General features: G+C 56.5%; 21 protein-coding genes and 2 tRNA genes. 12 read left to right on the top strand and 11 right to left on the bottom strand.

Going from position 1 to position 18,511, the window contains the following annotated elements; all coding sequences use genetic code 11:
- Nucleotides 1-236 precede the first annotated feature (236 nt).
- The 3 genes from nusG to KP703_RS04910 all read right to left on the bottom strand — a co-directional run bounded on the left by nusG (nucleotide 237) and on the right by KP703_RS04910 (nucleotide 1,160).
- A complete protein-coding gene (nusG, locus tag KP703_RS04920; protein WP_062250505.1) occupies nucleotides 237-767 on the bottom strand; it encodes a transcription termination/antitermination protein NusG in 531 nt (176 codons plus the stop codon).
- Between the two features lie 9 nt (nucleotides 768-776).
- Nucleotides 777-971: a preprotein translocase subunit SecE gene (gene secE, locus KP703_RS04915; RefSeq protein WP_025825930.1), complete on the bottom strand. Its 195-nt coding sequence runs from the start codon at nucleotides 969-971 to the stop codon at nucleotides 777-779.
- A 112-nt stretch (nucleotides 972-1,083) separates the two neighbouring features.
- Nucleotides 1,084-1,160 (bottom strand) — tRNA-Trp (locus KP703_RS04910).
- A gap of 220 nt (nucleotides 1,161-1,380) precedes the next feature.
- Here KP703_RS04910 and KP703_RS04905 point away from each other — a divergent pair.
- The 6 genes from KP703_RS04905 (at nucleotide 1,381) to atpC (ending at nucleotide 7,119) form a co-directional block, all read left to right on the top strand.
- A tRNA-Gly gene (locus KP703_RS04905) sits at nucleotides 1,381-1,454 on the top strand.
- A gap of 686 nt (nucleotides 1,455-2,140) precedes the next feature.
- On the top strand, nucleotides 2,141-2,725 hold the full coding sequence (atpH, locus tag KP703_RS04900) for an ATP synthase F1 subunit delta (RefSeq protein ID WP_025825935.1): 585 nt from the start codon (nucleotides 2,141-2,143) through the stop codon (nucleotides 2,723-2,725).
- Complete coding sequence (gene atpA, locus KP703_RS04895; protein WP_215753984.1) at nucleotides 2,725-4,260, top strand: F0F1 ATP synthase subunit alpha; 1,536 nt, start codon at nucleotides 2,725-2,727, stop codon at nucleotides 4,258-4,260. The genes atpH and atpA overlap by 1 nt, the downstream gene beginning before the upstream one ends.
- A 16-nt stretch (nucleotides 4,261-4,276) precedes the next feature.
- A complete protein-coding gene (locus tag KP703_RS04890; RefSeq protein WP_062141606.1) occupies nucleotides 4,277-5,176 on the top strand; it encodes a F0F1 ATP synthase subunit gamma in 900 nt (299 codons plus the stop codon).
- Between the two features lie 31 nt (nucleotides 5,177-5,207).
- Nucleotides 5,208-6,680: a F0F1 ATP synthase subunit beta gene (gene atpD, locus KP703_RS04885; RefSeq protein ID WP_043549205.1), complete on the top strand. Its 1,473-nt coding sequence runs from the start codon at nucleotides 5,208-5,210 to the stop codon at nucleotides 6,678-6,680.
- A 28-nt stretch (nucleotides 6,681-6,708) separates the two neighbouring features.
- Nucleotides 6,709-7,119, top strand: a complete 411-nt coding sequence (gene atpC, locus KP703_RS04880) for an ATP synthase F1 subunit epsilon (protein WP_062141605.1) — start codon at nucleotides 6,709-6,711, stop codon at nucleotides 7,117-7,119.
- Between the two features lie 110 nt (nucleotides 7,120-7,229).
- Here the strand turns inward: atpC and queF are convergent, their stop codons facing one another.
- Nucleotides 7,230-7,700, bottom strand: a complete 471-nt coding sequence (gene queF / locus KP703_RS04875) for a preQ(1) synthase (RefSeq protein WP_061508480.1) — start codon at nucleotides 7,698-7,700, stop codon at nucleotides 7,230-7,232.
- A gap of 128 nt (nucleotides 7,701-7,828) precedes the next feature.
- Between queF and rnd the strand changes: the two genes are divergently transcribed.
- Nucleotides 7,829-9,016 (top strand): ribonuclease D, encoded by a 1,188-nt coding sequence (gene rnd, locus KP703_RS04870; RefSeq protein WP_215753983.1) that lies wholly within the window; start codon nucleotides 7,829-7,831, stop codon nucleotides 9,014-9,016.
- Between the two features lie 62 nt (nucleotides 9,017-9,078).
- Here the strand turns inward: rnd and KP703_RS04865 are convergent, their stop codons facing one another.
- Complete coding sequence (locus KP703_RS04865; RefSeq protein ID WP_061500805.1) at nucleotides 9,079-10,077, bottom strand: adenosine kinase; 999 nt, start codon at nucleotides 10,075-10,077, stop codon at nucleotides 9,079-9,081.
- A gap of 275 nt (nucleotides 10,078-10,352) precedes the next feature.
- A complete protein-coding gene (locus tag KP703_RS15900) occupies nucleotides 10,353-10,487 on the bottom strand; it encodes a hypothetical protein (RefSeq protein ID WP_373320540.1) in 135 nt (44 codons plus the stop codon).
- Between KP703_RS15900 and KP703_RS04860 the strand changes: the two genes are divergently transcribed.
- Complete coding sequence (locus KP703_RS04860) at nucleotides 10,486-10,992, top strand: polymer-forming cytoskeletal protein (RefSeq protein WP_062250515.1); 507 nt, start codon at nucleotides 10,486-10,488, stop codon at nucleotides 10,990-10,992. The two genes, KP703_RS15900 and KP703_RS04860, sit on opposite strands and share 2 nt — an antisense overlap.
- 112 nt (nucleotides 10,993-11,104) lie before the next feature.
- On the opposite strand, the gene KP703_RS04855 is transcribed toward KP703_RS04860, so the two are convergent.
- From KP703_RS04855 to KP703_RS15780, 3 genes are all read right to left on the bottom strand, one after another.
- Entirely contained in the window at nucleotides 11,105-11,695 is a 591-nt protein-coding gene (locus KP703_RS04855; protein ID WP_062141600.1) for a GcrA family cell cycle regulator, read from the bottom strand.
- A gap of 143 nt (nucleotides 11,696-11,838) precedes the next feature.
- Nucleotides 11,839-12,450 carry a LysE family translocator gene (locus tag KP703_RS04850; RefSeq protein WP_215753982.1) on the bottom strand — a complete coding sequence of 204 codons (612 nt, stop codon included), beginning with the start codon at nucleotides 12,448-12,450 and terminating at the stop codon, nucleotides 11,839-11,841.
- Between the two features lie 76 nt (nucleotides 12,451-12,526).
- A complete protein-coding gene (locus KP703_RS15780) occupies nucleotides 12,527-12,658 on the bottom strand; it encodes a hypothetical protein (RefSeq protein ID WP_256441377.1) in 132 nt (43 codons plus the stop codon).
- A gap of 419 nt (nucleotides 12,659-13,077) precedes the next feature.
- On the opposite strand from KP703_RS15780, the gene KP703_RS04845 reads away from it, so the two are divergent.
- Complete coding sequence (locus tag KP703_RS04845) at nucleotides 13,078-14,193, top strand: S-(hydroxymethyl)glutathione dehydrogenase/class III alcohol dehydrogenase (RefSeq protein ID WP_215753981.1); 1,116 nt, start codon at nucleotides 13,078-13,080, stop codon at nucleotides 14,191-14,193.
- Between the two features lie 51 nt (nucleotides 14,194-14,244).
- On the opposite strand, the gene arsC is transcribed toward KP703_RS04845, so the two are convergent.
- Both arsC and KP703_RS04835 read right to left on the bottom strand, forming a co-directional pair.
- On the bottom strand, nucleotides 14,245-14,595 hold the full coding sequence (gene arsC / locus KP703_RS04840) for an arsenate reductase (glutaredoxin) (RefSeq protein WP_215753980.1): 351 nt from the start codon (nucleotides 14,593-14,595) through the stop codon (nucleotides 14,245-14,247).
- 39 nt (nucleotides 14,596-14,634) lie between these two features.
- On the bottom strand, nucleotides 14,635-15,096 hold the full coding sequence (locus tag KP703_RS04835; RefSeq protein ID WP_086653232.1) for an Lrp/AsnC family transcriptional regulator: 462 nt from the start codon (nucleotides 15,094-15,096) through the stop codon (nucleotides 14,635-14,637).
- Nucleotides 15,097-15,212: 116 nt separating this feature from the next.
- Between KP703_RS04835 and KP703_RS04830 the strand changes: the two genes are divergently transcribed.
- The 3 genes from KP703_RS04830 (at nucleotide 15,213) to KP703_RS04820 (ending at nucleotide 18,333) form a co-directional block, all read left to right on the top strand.
- Nucleotides 15,213-16,685 (top strand): aminotransferase class V-fold PLP-dependent enzyme, encoded by a 1,473-nt coding sequence (locus KP703_RS04830; protein WP_215753979.1) that lies wholly within the window; start codon nucleotides 15,213-15,215, stop codon nucleotides 16,683-16,685.
- Nucleotides 16,686-16,881: 196 nt separating this feature from the next.
- Nucleotides 16,882-17,676, top strand: coding sequence for an SDR family NAD(P)-dependent oxidoreductase (locus KP703_RS04825; protein ID WP_215753978.1), 795 nt, complete (start codon nucleotides 16,882-16,884; stop codon nucleotides 17,674-17,676).
- 270 nt (nucleotides 17,677-17,946) lie between these two features.
- The gene (locus tag KP703_RS04820; protein ID WP_215753977.1) at nucleotides 17,947-18,333 is read left to right on the top strand and encodes a hypothetical protein; all 387 of its coding nucleotides are present in this window, start codon (nucleotides 17,947-17,949) and stop codon (nucleotides 18,331-18,333) included.
- The last annotated feature ends 178 nt before the right edge of the window (nucleotides 18,334-18,511 follow it).

Genomic DNA, 18,511 nt, shown 5'->3' with positions numbered 1-18,511 from the left:
TAACAAAATTTTTTGCCCGGAAGTCTGAGAATTTCAAGACGGAGCCATGTTCGGTGCAGAAAATTAATAAAATGTGCCAGCACCGTTCAGTCCTTCCCCGCAGCAGGAACTGTCTGCGTATTGGGCCTGAAACGTGGCATTATGCAGGGCGTTCAAAGGCGCGGACCATAAAAAAAAAGAGGCAGCACAAGGCCACCTCTTTTTGAAAACTTTTCAGATCCGGAGATCGGATAAAATCAGAGTTTTTCAACCTGACCATATTCCAGATCGACCGGGGTCGAACGACCAAAGATGGAAACGCTGACTTTCAGGCGTCCCTTTTCTTCATCAATCTCTTCAATCACACCGTTGAAGGAGGTAAACGGCCCATCCGCCACGCGGATCTGTTCACCAATTTCAAAGGTTACGGCAGAACGCGGATGCTGGATGCCTTCCTGCGCCTGCTTGATGATACGCTCAGCTTCTGCTGCGGAAATGGGGGTCGGGCGGTTCTTGGTGCCAAGGAAACCCGTTACCTTCGGGGTATCCTTAACCAGATGCCAGGACTCATCCGTCATTTCCATCTTCACCAGCACGTAACCGGGGAAGAATTTACGCTCGGCATTCACTTTCTGGCCGCGACGCATTTCGATGACTTCTTCTGAGGGAACCAGAATTTCATCAATATGGTCAGCAAGACCCTTCTGTGCTGCCTGCTCGCGAATATGCTGGGCGATTTTTTTCTCGAAGCCCGAATAGACGTGGACCACGTACCAACGTTTGGCCATGTCGTTTCCTCAGCCTCCCAGCCCGAACAATTGACGCACGCCGAGACCAATCAGCTGGTCAACGACAAAGAAGAACACAGATGCAAGCCCTGCCATGGCAAGCACAGCACCTGTTGTAATGAAAGTAGCACGTCGGGACGGCCATGTGACCCGTTCGGCCTCGGCACGCACATCACGCAGAAACTTACCGGGACTGACCGACACGAACTATCCTCTCTCCGCTGCCCGGTCCGATCTGGTTTGGACAGACGGCGCAGCCAATATCTTTCTGTCAGAAAACGCCGCAGGCTTTGCGGGCTTTCCAGCCAGTGTTGTCTGGCAGGGGTGGAGGGTCTCGAACCCACAACCTCCGGTTTTGGAGACCGGCGCTCTAGCCAATTGAGCTACACCCCTGCAGTGCGACAAGCCGACGCGGAAAGCAGGTATAACGGAAATCCGTCAGCCTGACCACCCATACGCGGCCCTTGCAGGAGGCGGAACAAAATATGTTGCGGCCCTAAAGTCAAGAGGCAGAAAACAATATCGTGCCAGATTGTGAAAAGAAGGCACAAAAACTCCCCTCATCAGGGGGTTGCGAAGTGCTGCGTTTTGGGGGTAAGAAGCCTCTTAGAGCGCGGGCGTAGCATAGTGGTAATGCTGTAGCCTTCCAAGCTACCGAGGAGGGTTCGATTCCCTCCGTCCGCTCCAAAATAAATTTTCCTGAAAATTTAAATTTTTCCGCAAGCCCTGCTGAAATCAGAAGTGCCTCGCCGCTGTTGCGCATGGTCGCGTCTTTCTGTTTTCACCGTGTCGGGTGGTCCAGCACGCCGTTCTGCCGTGACGTTTAAGGATTCGGAAAGGGCGCTAACCGAAACGCCCCATAGCGGGTGGCGGGGCCGGTTGGTGCTGTCCTCTCAAAATCTCCTGGCCAAAACGATAGGCTAAGGGGGGGGGCGGTAATCTGTTCAGTGGCCCCGTGGGATGTCTTCTGATGGGAAGCCCATGCGTCCGGCTACTGCGCAGCGCGGCTGTTTGGGGATGGATTCGCTGTAAATCCGGTCGTGCATTCTTCGGCGTGGTCGGGACGGTCTTCCATGAGTTGGCTGGAGAATATTTTCAGCAAAGATTTTCCGCAGGTATCTCAGGGCTCCAAACACGCAAAAATGCGGGCAAAGCGGTCTCTCCTAAGATGTTTTTCTGTCGAAAAGGTCATTTTCATACGGTCTGACAGAGGGAAACCGGGGGTACGGGTTCATTTTGGAAGAGGCTGCCGGTTGCGTGGCAGGTTTCAGCATGCTAGAGGCCGCGCCGACGCATGCTTGTGGCTAGATACAGCCAGAGGCGGAGTCATGTATGTGGAATGCCGGCGCGCACAGAAGGAAAGAGCCTAAAGAGTGGTGGCCTCGGGCGTAACGACAGCACAATCGGTTGCTTTTGCTTCCAACGGTCTCGAAGGCCGTTATGCAACTGCGCTTTATGAACTCGCAGCGGAACAGCAGCAGCTGGATGCAGTGCTTGATGAATGTGCGGCACTTGCCCGCCTGATCGATGAGAGTGCCCCTCTGCGCACTGTTCTGGATGATCGGCGGCTTGATATCCGTGTCTCCCGCAAGGCTGTTCTGGCCGTGCTGGACGCACAGGGTTTTTGCCAGACTCTTAAGAATTTCGTGGGTGTCGTTGCTGACAACCGCCGTCTGCCGAATTTGCGGCAGATTATGGCGGCAGTCGATGCCCTCGCTTCAGCCCGCCGTGGTGAAGTGGTTGCGGATGTCACATCCGCCCAGCCGCTCACAACCACGCAGCGCGCCCAGCTTCAGGTTCGTCTGGCCGAAGCCGGTTATTCCCGCATTACTATCCGTGAGCGTGTCGACTCATCCCTTCTCGGCGGCCTTGTCGTCCGTGTTGGGGCCAAGCTTTATGACGCCAGTCTTCAGACCCGCCTGTTTCGTTTGCATTACGCCATGAAGGGAGCCGCGTGATGGAAATCCGTCCCGCAGAGATTTCGGATATCCTCAAGCAGCAGATTGCTTCGTTCGACAAAGAATCCGATGTTGTCGAAACCGGCACTGTCCTGTCTGTCGGCGACGGCATTGCCCGTGTGTTCGGCCTGCAGCATGTGATGGCCGGGGAGCTCGTTGAGTTCCCGGGCTCCGGCCAGAAAGGCATGGCGCTGAACCTTGAGAGCGATAACGTTGGTATCGTGATTTTTGGTGATGACACCAACATCCGTGAAGGCGACACTGTCAGCCGTTCCGGTGTGGTGGTTGAAGTCCCCACAGGTAAAGGTCTGCTGGGTCGCGTTGTTGACGGTCTGGGTACCCCGATCGACGGCAAGGGCCCGCTGGCTGACGTTGAAATGCGTCGCGCTGAAGTGAAGGCTCCCGGCATTATGCCGCGTCAGTCCGTCAGCGAGCCGATGCAGACCGGCATTAAAGCCATTGACGCCCTCGTGCCTGTCGGGCGCGGTCAGCGTGAGTTGGTGATTGGTGACCGTCAGACCGGTAAGACGACCATTCTGACTGACACGATCCTCGCTCAGAAGACCGTCAATGACGAAGGCGACGACAAAAAGTCCCTTTACTGCATCTACGTTGCTATCGGTCAGAAGCGCTCCACGGTCGCACAGCTCGTGCGTCTGCTGGAAGAAAAAGGCGCGATGAAATACTCCATCGTTGTCGCAGCAACGGCTTCCGATCCGGCTCCCCTGCAGTACCTGGCACCGTATGCTGCCTGTGCAATGGGTGAGTATTTCCGTGACAACGGCATGCATGCTCTGATCTGCTACGATGACCTGTCCAAGCAGGCTGTGGCTTACCGCCAGATGTCCCTGCTGCTGCGTCGTCCGCCGGGTCGTGAAGCGTATCCGGGTGACGTGTTCTACCTGCACTCTCGCCTGCTGGAACGCGCTGCAAAAATGTCTGACGCCAACGGCGCTGGTTCTCTGACGGCTCTGCCGGTCATTGAAACGCAGGCTGGTGACGTGTCCGCCTACATCCCGACCAACGTGATTTCCATCACCGACGGGCAGATCTTCCTTGAGACCGATCTGTTCTACCGTGGTATCCGTCCGGCCGTGAACGTTGGTGGCTCCGTGTCCCGCGTTGGTTCTGCCGCACAGATCAAGGCGATGAAGCAGGTTGCCGGCAAGATTAAGCTGGAACTGGCTCAGTATCGTGAAATGGCAGCCTTCTCTCAGTTCGCGTCCGATCTGGACCCGGCAACGCAGAAGCAGCTTGCTCGTGGTGCCCGTCTGGTCGAACTGCTGAAGCAGCCCCAGTCTTCTCCGCTGACGGTTGAAGAACAGGTGATTGTGCTGTTTGCGGGCACCCGTGGCTTTATCGATGGTATCCCCGTTGAGAAAGTGGTGGCCTGGGAACACGCTCTGCTGGCTGATCTGCCGAACGGTGGGAAAGATATTCTGGCAACTATTGGTAAGGAGCGTCAGCTGTCCAAAGACACTGAAGCCCGCCTGACGGAATATCTGACCACCTTCAACCGCAACTTCGGCGGCTGAGGAGCAGGACTTATCCATGGCTTCCCTCAAGGAACTCCGCGCTCGTATCGGAAGTATCAAGTCGACACGGAAGATCACCAGCGCGATGAAAATGGTCGCGGCCGCAAAATTGCGCCGCGCCCAGGCCAGTGCTGAGGCTGCTCGTCCGTATGCCGCCGCCATGCGGCGGATGCTGGGTGAACTTGCTGCTGCCACGAAGGGGGAAGAGGGTGCGCCGCGTCTTCTGGCCGGAACGGGGCAGGATAAGGTTCATCTGCTGATCCCGATCACCAGTGATCGTGGCCTGTGCGGTGGCTTCAACTCCAACGTGCATCGCCTGACGCTCCAGACCATTAATAAGCTTCAGGCTGAGGGCAAAACCGTCAAACTGCTGCCGGTTGGCCGTCGTGCTCTGAACTTCTTTAACCGCGAACATGCTGACCTGATCATTGATAAGGTCATCGGGTTTAGTGGTAAGGACGTTCCGTTTTCTGTAGCAAGCGGCCTTGGTGACAAGGTGAATGCGCTGCTGGAAGCTGGCGAAATCGACGTTTGCACGCTTGTGTTCAACAAGTTCCAGAATGCGATGACGCAGACCCCGGCATGCCTGCAGCTTGTGCCCATGGTGATGGATGATGCCGCGGCGAAAGCCGATGCTGCCTCCACCACGGCAGACGATGCAGCGCAGTACGAATTTGAACCGGATGAAGCAACGCTTCTGGCAATGCTCCTTCCGCGGAATCTGCAGGTTCAGATCTACGCTTCGCTGCTGGAAACAGCCGCAGGTGAGAACGGCGCCCGCATGACGGCCATGGATAACGCCACGCGCAATGCAGGCCGGACCATCGACAGTCTGAGCAAGGTCTATAACCGGACCCGTCAGACCAATATTACTAACGAACTGATCGAAATCATCTCGGGCGCACAGGCTGTCTGAGCCCGCTCGTTTGCCCCGCAGGAGCTGACCCATGTCGGATACCACAACCCAGACCCAGGCCCCTGCGGCCACAAAGACCAATTCTGTTGGCCGCATCACCGAGATCAGAGGGCCGGTTGTTGACGTGCAGTTCGAAGGTGAACTGCCGAAAATTCTCAACGCCCTTCACGTCAAGCTGGGTGAACAGACTCTGGTGCTTGAAGTGGCCCAGGAAATTGGCGAGCACGAAGTGCGTTGCATTGCCATGGACACCACCGACGGTCTGGTCCGCGGCGCAGAAGTGTCCGATACCGGCACGCAGATTTCTGTGCCGGTCGGCCCCGAGACTCTTGGCCGTATCCTGAACGTCATCGGTGAGCCGATTGACGAAAAAGGTCCGATCAAGACCGCACGTCGCGCCCCCATCCACCGTGATGCCCCATCTTTTGAAGAGCAGGCTGCTGCTTCTGAAATCCTGATGACGGGTATTAAGGTTGTTGACCTGCTCTGCCCGTACCTCAAGGGCGGTAAAGTTGGCCTGTTCGGCGGTGCCGGCGTGGGCAAGACCGTTATTATTCAGGAACTCATCAACAACATCGCAAAGGCGCACGGTGGTGTGTCCGTGTTTGCCGGTGTTGGCGAACGTACCCGTGAAGGCAACGACCTGTATTACGAAATGCAGGACGCTGGCGTTATCAAGCTGGACGAAAACAACAACACCGAGGGCTCCAAAGTGGCTCTGGTGTTCGGCCAGATGAACGAACCGCCGGGTGCCCGTGCACGTGTTGCTCTGTCCGGCCTGACGCTGGCTGAATACTTCCGTGACGAAGAAAGCCAGGACGTGCTGTTCTTCGTGGATAACATCTTCCGCTTCACGCAGGCTGGCTCTGAAGTGTCCGCTCTGCTGGGCCGTATTCCGTCCGCAGTGGGCTACCAGCCGACGCTGGCTACGGAAATGGGTGCGCTGCAGGAACGTATTACGTCCACCAAGAAGGGCTCCATTACGTCCGTTCAGGCCGTGTATGTTCCCGCGGATGACCTGACCGATCCGGCTCCCGCCGCGACCTTCGCCCATCTTGACGCCACGACCGTGCTGAACCGCTCCATTGCTGAAATGGGCATCTACCCGGCCGTTGACCCGCTGGACTCCACGTCCCGCTCTCTGGACCCGGCTATTGTGGGTGAAGAGCACTACAACGTGGCACGTGACGTGCAGCGTATTCTGCAGACCTACAAGTCTCTGCAGGACATCATCGCCATTCTGGGTATGGATGAACTGTCTGAAGACGATAAGCTGATTGTGGCCCGTGCGCGCCGCATCCAGCGCTTCCTGTCTCAGCCGTTCCACGTGGCAGAAGTCTTCACGGGGGCACCGGGTAAGCTGGTTTCCGTGGCAGATACGGTTCGCTCCTTCAAAGCGATCTGTGCCGGTGAGTATGATGACCTGCCGGAAGCTGCGTTCTACATGGTTGGCACGATTGAAGAAGCCGTTGCCAAGGCAGAAAAAATGAGGGAATCGGTCTAACAGCCGGTTCCGGGAAGGAACAGCATTCATGCCGATCCAGATCGAGATCATCAGCCCTGAAAAGGTTCTGGTGTCGCGTGAAGTAGATATGGTGGTCATGCCGGGCGCGGAAGGCGATATCGCCGCCATGCCCGAGCGTGCCCCCATGATGCTTCTGCTGCGTGGTGGTGTTGTCTCACTGTACGAAAATGATGCCGTGACGGACCGTTTCTTCGTCGGTGGTGGCTTTGCGGACATGACGGCAACGCGTTGCACCATTCTGGCTGATAAAGCCGAGCCTGTGAGCGAAATCTCCATTGATAACGCCACAGCAACGCTCGAAGCTCTGACAGAAGCCTGGGACAAAGCCGACAAGACCGATATCTCGCGTCTGGATGTGCTTCAGGATAAAATCCTGTCTGTGCGTGCTGAAATCGAAGCCGGGTCTTCCGCTTCCTGAATTCAGAGCCGGGTTCTGCCCGGTCTTTGAGACAGACGATGCTAAGACGCCGACCAGTTTCAAAAAAAGCCACCCTTGCGGTGGCTTTTTTTATACGCTTGTTCTGAGTGTCAGCCGCGACCGCGATAGGTCGGCACGTCCTGTGACGGAATCCAGACATCGGCCGGCGGTGCGCCAGTCTGCCAGAACACATCAATCGGAATACCACCGCGCGGATACCAGTAAGCGCCAATGCGCAGCCAGACAGGGTTCAGGCGTTCAACCAGAGTAGTGGCAATCTGCACGGAGCAGGCTTCGTGAAATGCGCCGTGGTTGCGGAAACTGGTCAGGAACAGCTTGAGAGATTTGCTTTCCACAATCCACTGGTCCGGCACGTAATCAATCACGATATGCGCAAAATCCGGCTGGCCGGTGACCGGGCAGAGAGACGTAAATTCCGGGGCTGTAAAGCGCACCAGATAATTCTTGCCGGGGTAGGGCGCGGGCACGCGTTCCAGAACGGCGTCTTCCGGGCAGGTCGGAGCAGGGGTTGCGCGGCCAAGCTGGGTGAGGGCGTCACTGCCGTCATCTGGGCGGGTCATGGCGTTTCTTTCCGTTAGGGTCTGTGTGTGTCTCATGTCGAAGCTGTGCGGGGTTTCGTCAAGCTTTTCAGAAAGTCAGGCGCTGCTGTCCGCTTCTTTTTCCTGTCAGGTGGTGTATGAAGGCAGACATGGCCAGAGCTTCCTCCCCCGCATTTCCCGAACCCCGCCTCATATCCACAACGGACGATCTGGCGACAACTCTTACCCGCCTGCGTGCAGAACCGTATCTGACGATTGATACGGAATTCATGCGTGAGCGCACCTACTGGCCGGAACTGTGTCTGGTGCAGATTGGCGGCGTGCAGGAAGTGGTGCTGATTGACACCATGGCGGACGGCCTGGATCTGGCGCCTCTGGCGGAACTGATGGCCGATGAGTCCGTGTTGAAAGTTTTCCATGCTGCCCGGCAGGATCTGGAAATTTTCCTGCATCTGTTTGATGCCTTGCCCACACCGCTGTTCGATACGCAGGTTGCGGCCATGGTCGCCGGGTATGGGGATCAGGTTGGGTATGACAGTCTTGTCGGCTCGATCACGGGCCATGCGATTGATAAAAGCCACCGCTTTACCGACTGGTCCGTGCGTCCACTTTCTGCTGCACAGCTGACCTATGCCGCAGGCGACGTGACATGGCTGCGCCTTGTGTATGAACGGCTTGTGAAAAAGCTGGAGCAGGAAAAGCGGCTGGACTGGGTTTCTGCCGAAATGGCGGTGCTGACAGACCCGGCCACGTTCAGGGCCGACCCGGAAAAACAAKGGGAACGTCTGCGTGCCCGCACGAGCAACCGCCGTATGCTGGGCATTTTGCGCGCCGTCGCAGCTCTGCGGGAGCGGGAAGCGCAGCGCGTAAACGTGCCGCGTCAGCGTTTGCTGAAAGATGAAAGTCTTCTGGAAATTGCCGCCACAGCGCCAACCACAACGGATGCTCTGGCCCGCGTGCGGGGGGTGTCTCGTGGGCTGGCCGAAGGGCGCACGGGGCTTGGCCTGCTGGACGCCGTGAAACAGGCGCAGGCTCTGCCAGACGCGGAGCTGCCGCGCCTGCCGAAAAACCGCAGCAAGGATGCTCCCCGGGCGTCCGCAGCTCTCATGGCTTTGCTGAAAGTGCTGCTTACCAGCTGCTGTGAAGAGCATGATGTTGCGCCCAAGCTCGTCGCATCCATGGATGATCTGGAAGCGCTGGCGCTTGATCCGTCCGCTCCGAATCCGGCTCTGGCCGGCTGGCGGAAAGCGGTATTTGGGGATGCCGCTCTGGCCCTGTGCAACGGCGAGATTGCGCTGGCCGTAAAAGGCGGAAAAGTCGATATTCTGACCCGCTGAGGCCTCTGCCTTCCGCAGTAACAGGGAAGGCAGAAACGACAGCGAACAACAGAGAGGGCTTTTTAGAAGCCCATTTCCTGCCAAAGATTGGCCAGCGGGCGTGCGCCCACATGCGAGATAATTTCTGATGCCGCGACAGAAGCCAGACGGCCACATTCCGGCAGGGTGCGGCCAGAGGTCAGACCAGCGAGGAAGCCCGCGGCATAAGCATCGCCCGCGCCCGTTGTATCCACGACCTGAGTGGGGACCGGGGCGACTGTCGTCATCTGCCCGTCATGAATGACCACGCTGCCCAGACCTGAGCGGGTAAGTGCTGCAAAGGTGGTGTCTTCCAGCGTATGGCGGGCTGCTGTCTCAAAGTTTTCTGTTTCATACAGCGCGCAGATTTCATCTTCATTGGCGAAGAGAATATCGACGTGGCCTTTTACGAGATCCAGAAACGCCTCACGGTGACGACCAACGCAGAACGGGTCAGACAGGGAGAGCGCAACCTGACGGCCATTCTGATGTGCGAGTGTTGCAGCACGGCGGAATGCTTCCTGCGCATGCGGCGGGTCAAACAGATAGCCTTCCAGATACACGATTCTTGAAGCTGCAATTACGTCCGTCAGCACATCATCCGGTGTGAAGTGTGTGCACGCACCAAGATAGGTCGCCATGGTGCGCTGGCCGTCCGGTGTGACCATGACGACGCAGCGTGCCGTCGGCAGGTTTTCAGACACATGGCCGTCCAGCGGCGTGGAGGGGAAGGTAATGCCGTTATCGCGCAGATCCTGCGCAAATTTCTGGCCAGCCGTATCGTGCGCAACTTTGCCCAGATACGCGACGCGTGCGCCAAACTGTGCTGCTACAACACAGGTATTTGCAGCAGAGCCACCGCCCATCACCTGTTCTACTTTCAGGTTTTCGGTCAGGCTGTCGGCACGGGCCGCATCAATCAGCGTCATGCTGCCAGGGGTCAGATTCTGCTCAAGCAGAAACGCGGGTTCGACAGTGGCAAGAATGTCCGTAATGGCGTTGCCAATGCCGAGAATATCGTATTTTGCCTCAGAGCCAGTCATGACGATGTCTATTTTCCTGAAAAAATGAGCAGATCGGCTCTTTCGGTATCGCGCTGCCATAAAAAGGGCAACAGCAAGCGCTAACGGATGCTTGCCGCACGGTCTGTCAGCTGTATAACAAATTGGCTGCCAGCTTGATGGATCGACGCGGGCAAGTACAGACGTATAACCGCTGTCGCAGATACGGCAGCCAGCATGGCGGGGGGATTCTTGTTTAAAAGACGCAAGCCTGAAGATAACCGACCGGCCGGGCAAAATGCCGGTCAGAGTACCAGTCAGCCGGGCGCTGCGCGTCCTGCCGGAGCATTTGGTACACTTTTCCCTTCTTCTTCTCCCGCGGGTTCGCCTCCGTCATCCGGCAGCGGCACGGCACCTGCTTCCCGTCCAGACGCAACAAAGGAGACCTCCATGGGTCGTGCGCCTCTCCCCCCCGGTTCCCCTCTCTCTCCCAACGCTGGCGTGCCCCCCATGCCGGGTGCCGCTGCACGAGGCATGAACCCCCAGCAGCCGAAAAAAGAAGTTCCGGACCAGCGGACCCTCGTTGTCGGCCGCGGTATCAGCGTTCAGGGCACCGTGCAGGATGCTGAGCGTCTGGTTGTGGAAGGCACTGTGGAATCCAGCATGATTTCCGCCAAGGAACTTGCTGTCATGCCGGGTGGCCTGTTCCGTGGTGGCGTGGAAGTTGAGAACGCGGAAATCGCCGGGACGGTTGATGGCACGCTGACGGTGCGCGGGAGCCTGACGGTGCGTGCAACGGGCCGCCTGCTGGGCAAAGCTGCCTGCCGCCGCCTGAAGGTGGAAGATGGTGGTCAGATCACCGGTCAGCTGGAAATGCTGAGCGATGACAACAAAGCACCGAAGCCTGCTGCTCCCGCAACGCCTGCTGCGGATGCACCGGTTAAAGCTGAAGGCTGATCTGCTTCTGATCAGACGGGGGTGAAAGCCCCCGCTTTCAGTAAGGCACAAAAAAGCGCGCCCTTTGCTGATGCAAAGCGGCGCGCTTTTTTATGGAACGTGCGGTGTGACGTCAGGCGACGTTATCGCGCCGGTCACGCAGTTTGACGTAAGCAATCTGTGCATGTTCCGCACAATAGGGCTTACCCGGCAGCGGTGTGGCTCCACAGAAATGGAAGCCCGGTGTGCCGGGGTCGCCAATCGGCCAGCAGCAGGATGGCCCACGGCGCTTTTTGGGTTCCGGGTCGGAAATGCTGCGCAGGGACGTTTTGGGCTTTGCTGAGGCGCGTGGCGCTGCCGGAGCTTTAGCTGGTTTAGCTTCAGCCTTGGGCTGCGGAGCAGGTTTGGGAGCCGGAGCGTCCACAGCCGGGGCTGCAGTTGTAGCAGGCTTGGCGTCTGCTACAGGGGGCGCAGCCTGAGGTGCTTTTTCCTTAGCGGGTGCAGCTGCGGCAGCCGGAGCTGCTTTTGCAGCACTTTCCGTGCCAGCGACTTTGGTTTTGTCACTCCGCCGGATGGGAGACGGACGCGGGGGCAGACTCAGACGATGCGCTTTGCCCACCACGGCGTTTTTGGTGATGGAGAGCCGACGGCCAATTTCTGCAGTTGAGAGGCCTTCCGCCCAGAGCTCTTTGAGCCGGGCGATCGTTTCATCGGTCCACTCCATGCACAGGCACCTTTTCGTATTGTCACGGGTCAGTGAAGCCAGATGCTTCAGTGCCGGGCATATTAAGGGCAGAGCAGGGGTATCTCAAGGAGAAAGGCCAGAAATTCTTGAAATCAGGCGGGTTTCTGGCTCTTTTACCGGCCTTAATGCGTGCCGGCTTCCATCATCAGGGGGTAGAGGGAGGCCACCAGCAGGGCGGCCATGGTCAGGTTGAACCCGCGCAGAATGGCAGGCTGGCTCAGCCAGCGGCGCATGAGGGCGCCAAAGCTGGTCCACAGGCTGACGCACGGGATAGCGGTGAGCCCACAAATGATGCAGGCCAGAGCTAAGCCAAACAGAAAATTCTCGTGCGGCAGATAGGCGGAGACAATGCCAATAGCGATAATCCATGCCTTGGGGTTAACCCACTGGAACCCCGCGGCCTGAAGGAAACTGATGGGTTGGCCTGCCCCGACTTCAGCCGAAGCTGGTGTTGCGGTGGCAATTTTCCATGCCAGCCACAGCAGATACGCCGCACTCAGATATTTCAGCCAGATATACAGCAGAGGAAAGCGCTCAAACACGACACTCAGCCCAAGCCCAACCAGCGCGACCATCAGCACAAACCCAAGGGCAACACCGAGCATATGCGGAATGGACCGCCGGAAGCCGTGGTTCAGGCCCGAGGCAGCCAGCATGGTATTGTTCGGACCGGGCGTGATGGAGGCCACCAGAGCGAAAGCGGTCAGGGGGCCGAAGGTGCTCCAGAAGGACATGAGGCGCAAAACTCCGTTTGCAGAAGGCGGAAGAGCCATAATATTCAGAAAAAGGCTCTTATGCTACGCTGGTGGTTCAGCCGCAGCGGCCCGAAAGGCCCGGTTGAGCAGTAACTGACAAGCCGGATTGCAGATCACTTTCGGCGCGCCGGCAGCCGCCTGCCATCTGTGCGGTGGATGGCAGGCGGCTGCCGGGATCAGCCGCCATACGGATCGTCATCCTATTTGCGTCTGACGGTCAGTATGGCAGATCACCAAAAATTCTGGTTCATTTTTCAGAAATTACTGTGATAATAAAAAGGTATTGTTTTTTTGTTCAGTAAAAATTTCCATATTCCCTCAATGAGATCTGCGTATTCTGCGCAAGATGTAAAGCAAGCCTGAAAAGCGTTTGCGAGGAAAATATCGGATAACGAAAGACATTTTTCAAAGAGATCCTGTTATACTGTAACATCTGGGCGTCTTGTTGTGTTTCCGATACAGTTGTGCCCTGACAGAAAAGCAGATGTGACCAGAGAACACGTGCAGCACGGTAGCTCTCGGGGTCAGCTTGGGGCTATTCTGAAAAACATACAGCGCATCTGAAAGACGGTGCGCACAAACAGACACAATACACAGGGGATGAGCATGGACGTACGGGCAGCCGTAGCCTTTGAAGCGGGGAAACCGCTGGAAATTGAAACCGTGCAACTGGAAGGCCCGCGTGAGGGTGAAGTTCTGGTGGAAATCAAGGCAACGGGCCTGTGCCACACGGATAAATACACTCTCTCTGGTGCGGACCCGGAAGGTCTGTTTCCGGCTATTCTGGGCCATGAGGGGGCTGGCATTGTGGTTGAGGTCGGCCCCGGTGTGCGGCACCTGAAACCCGGTGACCACGTGATTCCGCTCTACACGCCGGAATGCCGGGAATGTAAATCCTGCCTCTCCCGCAAGACCAACCTGTGCACGGCTATTCGCTCCACACAAGGAAAAGGCCTGATGCCTGATGGGACCTCGCGTTTTTCCTTCAAGGGGCAGCCGATCCATCATTATATGGGCTGTTCCACCTTTGCGAATTACACGGTTCTGCCAGAAATCGCGCTGGCTAAAATTCGGGAAGATGCCCCGTTTGATAAGGTCTGTTACATCGGGTGTGGCGTGACGACTGGCATTGGGGCGGTGCTGTTTACGGCCAAGGTCGAGACGGGCTCCACAGTCGTGGTGTTCGGGCTGGGTGGCATTGGGCTGAATGTCATTCAGGGTGCCAAAATGGTTGGGGCCGATCGCATTATCGGTGTGGACATCAACCCGGAGCGGGAAGCTATCGCTCGCAAATTCGGTATGACCGATTTTGTGAACCCGAAGGATCTGGGGCAGAATGGCGATCTGGTTGGCTATCTGATTGAACTGACAGATGGCGGCGCGGATTACACGTTTGAATGTGTGGGCAACCCGACTCTGATGCGTCAGGCGCTGGAATGTGCCCATCGTGGGTGGGGTGTTTCAACCATCATCGGTGTGGCTGGGGCCGGGCAGGAAATCAGCACGCGACCGTTCCAGCTTGTTACGGGGCGCCGGTGGATTGGGTCCGCATTTGGTGGGGCACGTGGACGGACCGATGTTCCAAAAATTGTTGATTGGTACATGGATCATAAGATCAATATTGACGACCTGATTACCCACAAGCTCCCGCTGGAAAAAATCAACGAGGGCTTTGATATGATGGCGCGCGGGGAGAGTATCCGCACAGTTGTAGAATATTAAAACGTGTTTCAGCCCCGGCCTTTTTGTGCCGGGGCTTTTTTAATGCGTCGCTCAGGGCAGAAGGCGCAGCACTGTGTCCGCAGGGCGGCATGCCGCAGCCCCTTTATTCGTCACGACAATCGGGCGGTTGAGCAGAGCAGGGTGTTCAGCAATCGCGTCCAGAATCTGATCATCCGTGACACTCGGGTCTTTTAGCCCCAGCTCTTCATAGAGCGGGCCTTTCTGGCGCAGCAGATCACGCGCTGTCAGCTCGGTCTGATTTACAAGCTCAGCCAGCTTTTCCCGGCTGGGGGGTGTTTTCAGATACAGCACAATTTCCGGCTCAATCCCGGCGTCCCGAATGAGGCCAAGGACCGTGCGGGACGTGCCGCAGGCGGGGTTGTGGTACAGCGTGACAGTCATGAACAGCGTCCTTGTAGCAGGTGAAAAAGAAAGACAGCCTCAGACGGGCAGAGGGCGATTATCGGCAATCGCTTCCATCGCCATGTAAGAGGTGACGGTATCAATGTCGATTTTTTCTATCATTTTGCGATAAATGGCATCAAAGGCATTCATGTCTCGCGCGACCACTTTCAGCATGTAGTCATACTCACCGGCAATCCGATAGAAATCGACAATATTGGGGATGGAGAGGATGATCTGCCGGAAGCTTTTCAGCCACTCCTGTGAATGGTGGCGCGTTTTGATGAGCACGAGCACAGTCAGATCCAGCTCCACCGCAGCACGGTCCAGCCGCAGCGTTTGCCCTTGCATGACCCCCGCTGCGCGCAGAGCTTGCAGACGCCGCCAACATGCATTTTGTGACATGCCGACCCGCTCTGCCAGATCCCGCTGAGATAGCGAGGCATCCTGCTGCAAGGCACGAAGGATTGCGCGATCAAAACTATCAAGTTTATGGGTCATAACCGATCATATGATCGAATATGACGGGATTCAATCATGAAATAGGGAAACTTTTTTGGATTGGTGTTTCTTATGATGGCGGAACAGCCTTTTCCAGTCTGCGTGGTTCCGGAATTATGATGACACCTTCCCCCGAAAACTTCTTTTCCCATTTTGCCAAAACCTTGCAGGGTGACGATGTGATTACCCGCCTGAGGGACGATCTGATTGGCGATAACCTGACCATTCCCGGTCCGTTTGGTCCCAAAAAGCTGGTCTATGCGGATTACGTTGCCTCAGGTCGGGCTCTGGGTGTGATCGAGCAGGCCATCGCTACGCAGGTGTTGCCCTACTATGCCAACAGCCATACGGAGGCCTCGTTCTGCGGGCAGGTGATGAACCGCATGCGGCATGAGGCCCGGCAGATCATTGCGCGTCTGTGCGGCGCTGAGCAGGGCTTTGCGACGATCTTCACGGGGAACGGTGCAACCGCGGGCCTGAACCGGCTCGTGCATCTGCTGGGAGTGCGGGATGCTGTGCGGGCCGGCGAGTGCCCGCTTGTGCTGATCGGCCCGTATGAACACCATTCCAATATCCTGCCCTGGCGGGAAAGCGGTGCGGAGCTGATTGAAATTGCGGAAGCGCCGGATGGCGGCCCGGATCTGGCCCAACTGGAAGCCCATCTGGCCGCAGCGGCCCCGGAGCGTCTGAAAATCGGTGCGTTTTCCAGTGCCTCGAATGTCACAGGTATTGTAACAGATACTGATTCTGTCACACGGCTTCTCAAAAAATATGGTGCGAAATCTGTCTGGGATTATGCCGGGGGTGGTCCTTACCTGCCGATTGACATGAAGGCCGGGACAGATGCGGAAAAAGATGCCGTCGTGCTTTCTACACATAAGTTCATTGGTGGCCCCGGCGCATCCGGTGTGCTGATTGTGCGGGAGGCGGCTGTCGCAACACAGGAGCCAACGCTACCCGGTGGGGGCACGGTGCGGTTTGTCTCTCCGTGGGGGCATGACTATTCAGGCAGTGTTACGGCGCGGGAAGAAGCTGGTACGCCGGATGTCGTGGGCAATATTCGGGCCGCTCTGTGTTTTCTGGTTAAGGATGCCATTGGCGCGGCGTTTATGGCGGAGCGAAATCACACGCTTTATCAGCGGGCCTATGACGCATGGCATGCCAACCCTTATCTGGAAATTCTGGGAAATTCGCAGGCAAAACAGCATCTGCCTATTTTCTCATTCCGCGTGAAGGATGCAGATGGAAAGCTGATTCATCATCAACTGTTTACGCGGATGCTGTCAGATCTATATGGCATTCAGGCGCGTGGCGGATGTGCCTGTGCGGGACCGTATGCACATCGGCTTCTCTCGCTTGGTCAGGACGAATCCATGCGGATGCATGAGGCAATCCGTGCCGGGCAGGAAGTGGAAAAGCCGGGCTGGGTGCGCCTGAACTTCAGTGTGCTGATGGATGATGCCAAAGTGGCGTATATTCTGAAATCCGTGAATGAACTGGCTGAAAATGCCAGTGTTATTGCGCAGTCTTATCTCTGTGACACTGCTACGGCGCGCTTTAAATATCAGGAGACACTGGCAGCGGAATAAGCGCCGGTTGGCAGATATGTTTATTTCACGATGAACTTTGCCTCCTATTTCCTGTTCACTCAGTCAGACGTGCGTGCAGAGCTCAGCCACACCTTGTCGCTCTCTGCACCACAAGGTCAGTTCCTTACCTATCCTGCGTCAAAAGGAGCTGGTTACCGGGAACCGAGTGAACACTAAAGAGGAGGGCAGTCGCATCATGAAATTTGATCTTAAAGGCCGGAAAGCCATTGTGACGGGGTCTACCCTTGGGATTGGTCTGGCAACAGCCAAAGGGCTTGCAGCAGCCGGGGCAGAGGTTGTGGTGAATGGACGCAAGCAGGAGGCTTGCGAGAAAGCTGTTGCCGCCATCAAAAAAGATGTGCCGGATGCCCGGGTGACAGCCTGTGTGGCTGATCTGGGAACAGCAGAGGGATGTGACTCTCTCGTTTCGGCTCATCCTTCCTGCGATATTCTGGTGAATAATGTCGGTATTTTCTCACCGAAAGATTTTTTTGAAACATCCGATGAGACCTGGACGCAGTTTTTTGATGTGAATGTGATGTCCGGCGTGCGGCTCTCCCGCGCTTATCTGCCTGCTATGGAAAAGAAGGGCTGGGGACGTGTCATTTTCATCTCTTCTGAATCTGCACAGAACATTCCAGTCGATATGATTCATTACGGCTTCTCCAAAACGGCGCAGCTTGCCGTCTCCCGTGGTCTGGCCAAGCGGATGGCCGGCACAGGTGTGACGGTCAATGCAGTTCTGCCCGGACCGACGTTGTCCGAGGGGGTGCAGGCCATGTTTAAGGAAAAAATGCAGGAAACCGGGAAATCTCTTGAAGAGGTCAGTGAAGAATTTGTGCGCACCCAGCGCCCGTCTTCTCTGATCAGACGCCCGGCCAGCGTGGAAGAAGTTGCAAACATGATCCTGTATGTAGCGTCTCAGGAAGCGTCTGCCACAACGGGCGCCGCTCTGCGGGTTGAAGGTGGCATTCTGGAAACGATTTTCTAATATTGAAAAAGTCTTTAAATTAAAATCATCTTCCCCATGGCAGGAGAGAACTGCCATCACAGCAGATGAGAGACGCGTATGGGTTTATGACATAATGTTCATGAACTCATACGCAACGTCTGCGCCGTTTCCTCGTTGGAAGTGTAAGGTTTTACAATGGGCGAGCACAATCAGCGCCGAAATGACAAGCGCGCTGGTGTTTCGTCTTTACACAATGCGGTGTAGAGACATCCTGATGCTTTCGTCCACTTTCCTATAAAGGGGACTATCATGACAGCTTCCACCACAGACAAAATCAGCTCTACTCTGACGGCTGTGGCCGATACGGTAACGGCGGCCACCACGGATAAATCCGGCCTGTCTTCCGCCCTTATTCATTATCTGGAACACAACAATAACGCCGGGCAGGCAATTGTACGTCGGCATGCAGAACAGCATGGTTTGCAGTCCGTTGTGTCCCACTGGGAAAACCACGCTGTTGTGGAACCCACGACGGAAGACGTTGTGCAGAAGCTTCTGCCGTCTGAGGTGATTGACCGACTGGCGGCAGAAAGTGGTCTGTCCCGCGGCGCTGCGATTACAAACCTTCAGGAAGTGCTGCCGCCCGCTTGCCGCACGAACAAGGTTGATGCGCAGCGGAAAGCACGTCAGGCCTAAAAACTCTCTGCCCGCAGGTTTATCCTGCGGGTCGCCTTGCATTGTCTGAGTGCTCTAAAAGCCATCTCGTTCCTTTATTGGAGCGAGGTGGCTTTTTTTATGGGGGGATGCGTATTTTTAAAAAGGTGACGCCGCGTAGGAATGGCGGCAAAAAGCCTTGAGAGATCAGAAGACCAGT

Source organism: Acetobacter sp. P5B1 (assembly GCF_018811985.1).
GTDB lineage: Bacteria > Pseudomonadota > Alphaproteobacteria > Acetobacterales > Acetobacteraceae > Acetobacter > Acetobacter cerevisiae.
The sequence above is the reverse complement of the archived record's forward strand: the minus strand, read 5'-3'. Positions and strand labels throughout refer to the sequence as shown.

Coding starts and splice junctions, on each gene's coding strand:
- queF (WP_061508480.1), bottom strand. CDS start 7,700: ATGACCCGCCCAGATGACGGCAGTGACGCCCTCACCCAGCTTGGCCGC.
- atpC (WP_062141605.1), top strand. CDS start 6,709: ATGCCGATCCAGATCGAGATCATCAGCCCTGAAAAGGTTCTGGTGTCG.
- KP703_RS04890 (WP_062141606.1), top strand. CDS start 4,277: ATGGCTTCCCTCAAGGAACTCCGCGCTCGTATCGGAAGTATCAAGTCG.
- KP703_RS04850 (WP_215753982.1), bottom strand. CDS start 12,450: ATGTCCTTCTGGAGCACCTTCGGCCCCCTGACCGCTTTCGCTCTGGTG.
- KP703_RS04845 (WP_215753981.1), top strand. CDS start 13,078: ATGGACGTACGGGCAGCCGTAGCCTTTGAAGCGGGGAAACCGCTGGAA.
- KP703_RS04855 (WP_062141600.1), bottom strand. CDS start 11,695: ATGGAGTGGACCGATGAAACGATCGCCCGGCTCAAAGAGCTCTGGGCG.
- KP703_RS15900 (WP_373320540.1), bottom strand. CDS start 10,487: ATGGAGGTCTCCTTTGTTGCGTCTGGACGGGAAGCAGGTGCCGTGCCG.
- arsC (WP_215753980.1), bottom strand. CDS start 14,595: ATGACTGTCACGCTGTACCACAACCCCGCCTGCGGCACGTCCCGCACG.
- KP703_RS04830 (WP_215753979.1), top strand. CDS start 15,213: ATGATGACACCTTCCCCCGAAAACTTCTTTTCCCATTTTGCCAAAACC.
- atpA (WP_215753984.1), top strand. CDS start 2,725: ATGGAAATCCGTCCCGCAGAGATTTCGGATATCCTCAAGCAGCAGATT.
- KP703_RS04835 (WP_086653232.1), bottom strand. CDS start 15,096: ATGACCCATAAACTTGATAGTTTTGATCGCGCAATCCTTCGTGCCTTG.
- KP703_RS04820 (WP_215753977.1), top strand. CDS start 17,947: ATGACAGCTTCCACCACAGACAAAATCAGCTCTACTCTGACGGCTGTG.
- KP703_RS15780 (WP_256441377.1), bottom strand. CDS start 12,658: ATGGCGGCTGATCCCGGCAGCCGCCTGCCATCCACCGCACAGATGGCA.
- atpD (WP_043549205.1), top strand. CDS start 5,208: ATGTCGGATACCACAACCCAGACCCAGGCCCCTGCGGCCACAAAGACC.
- KP703_RS04825 (WP_215753978.1), top strand. CDS start 16,882: ATGAAATTTGATCTTAAAGGCCGGAAAGCCATTGTGACGGGGTCTACC.
- nusG (WP_062250505.1), bottom strand. CDS start 767: ATGGCCAAACGTTGGTACGTGGTCCACGTCTATTCGGGCTTCGAGAAA.
- KP703_RS04865 (WP_061500805.1), bottom strand. CDS start 10,077: ATGACTGGCTCTGAGGCAAAATACGATATTCTCGGCATTGGCAACGCC.
- KP703_RS04860 (WP_062250515.1), top strand. CDS start 10,486: ATGGGTCGTGCGCCTCTCCCCCCCGGTTCCCCTCTCTCTCCCAACGCT.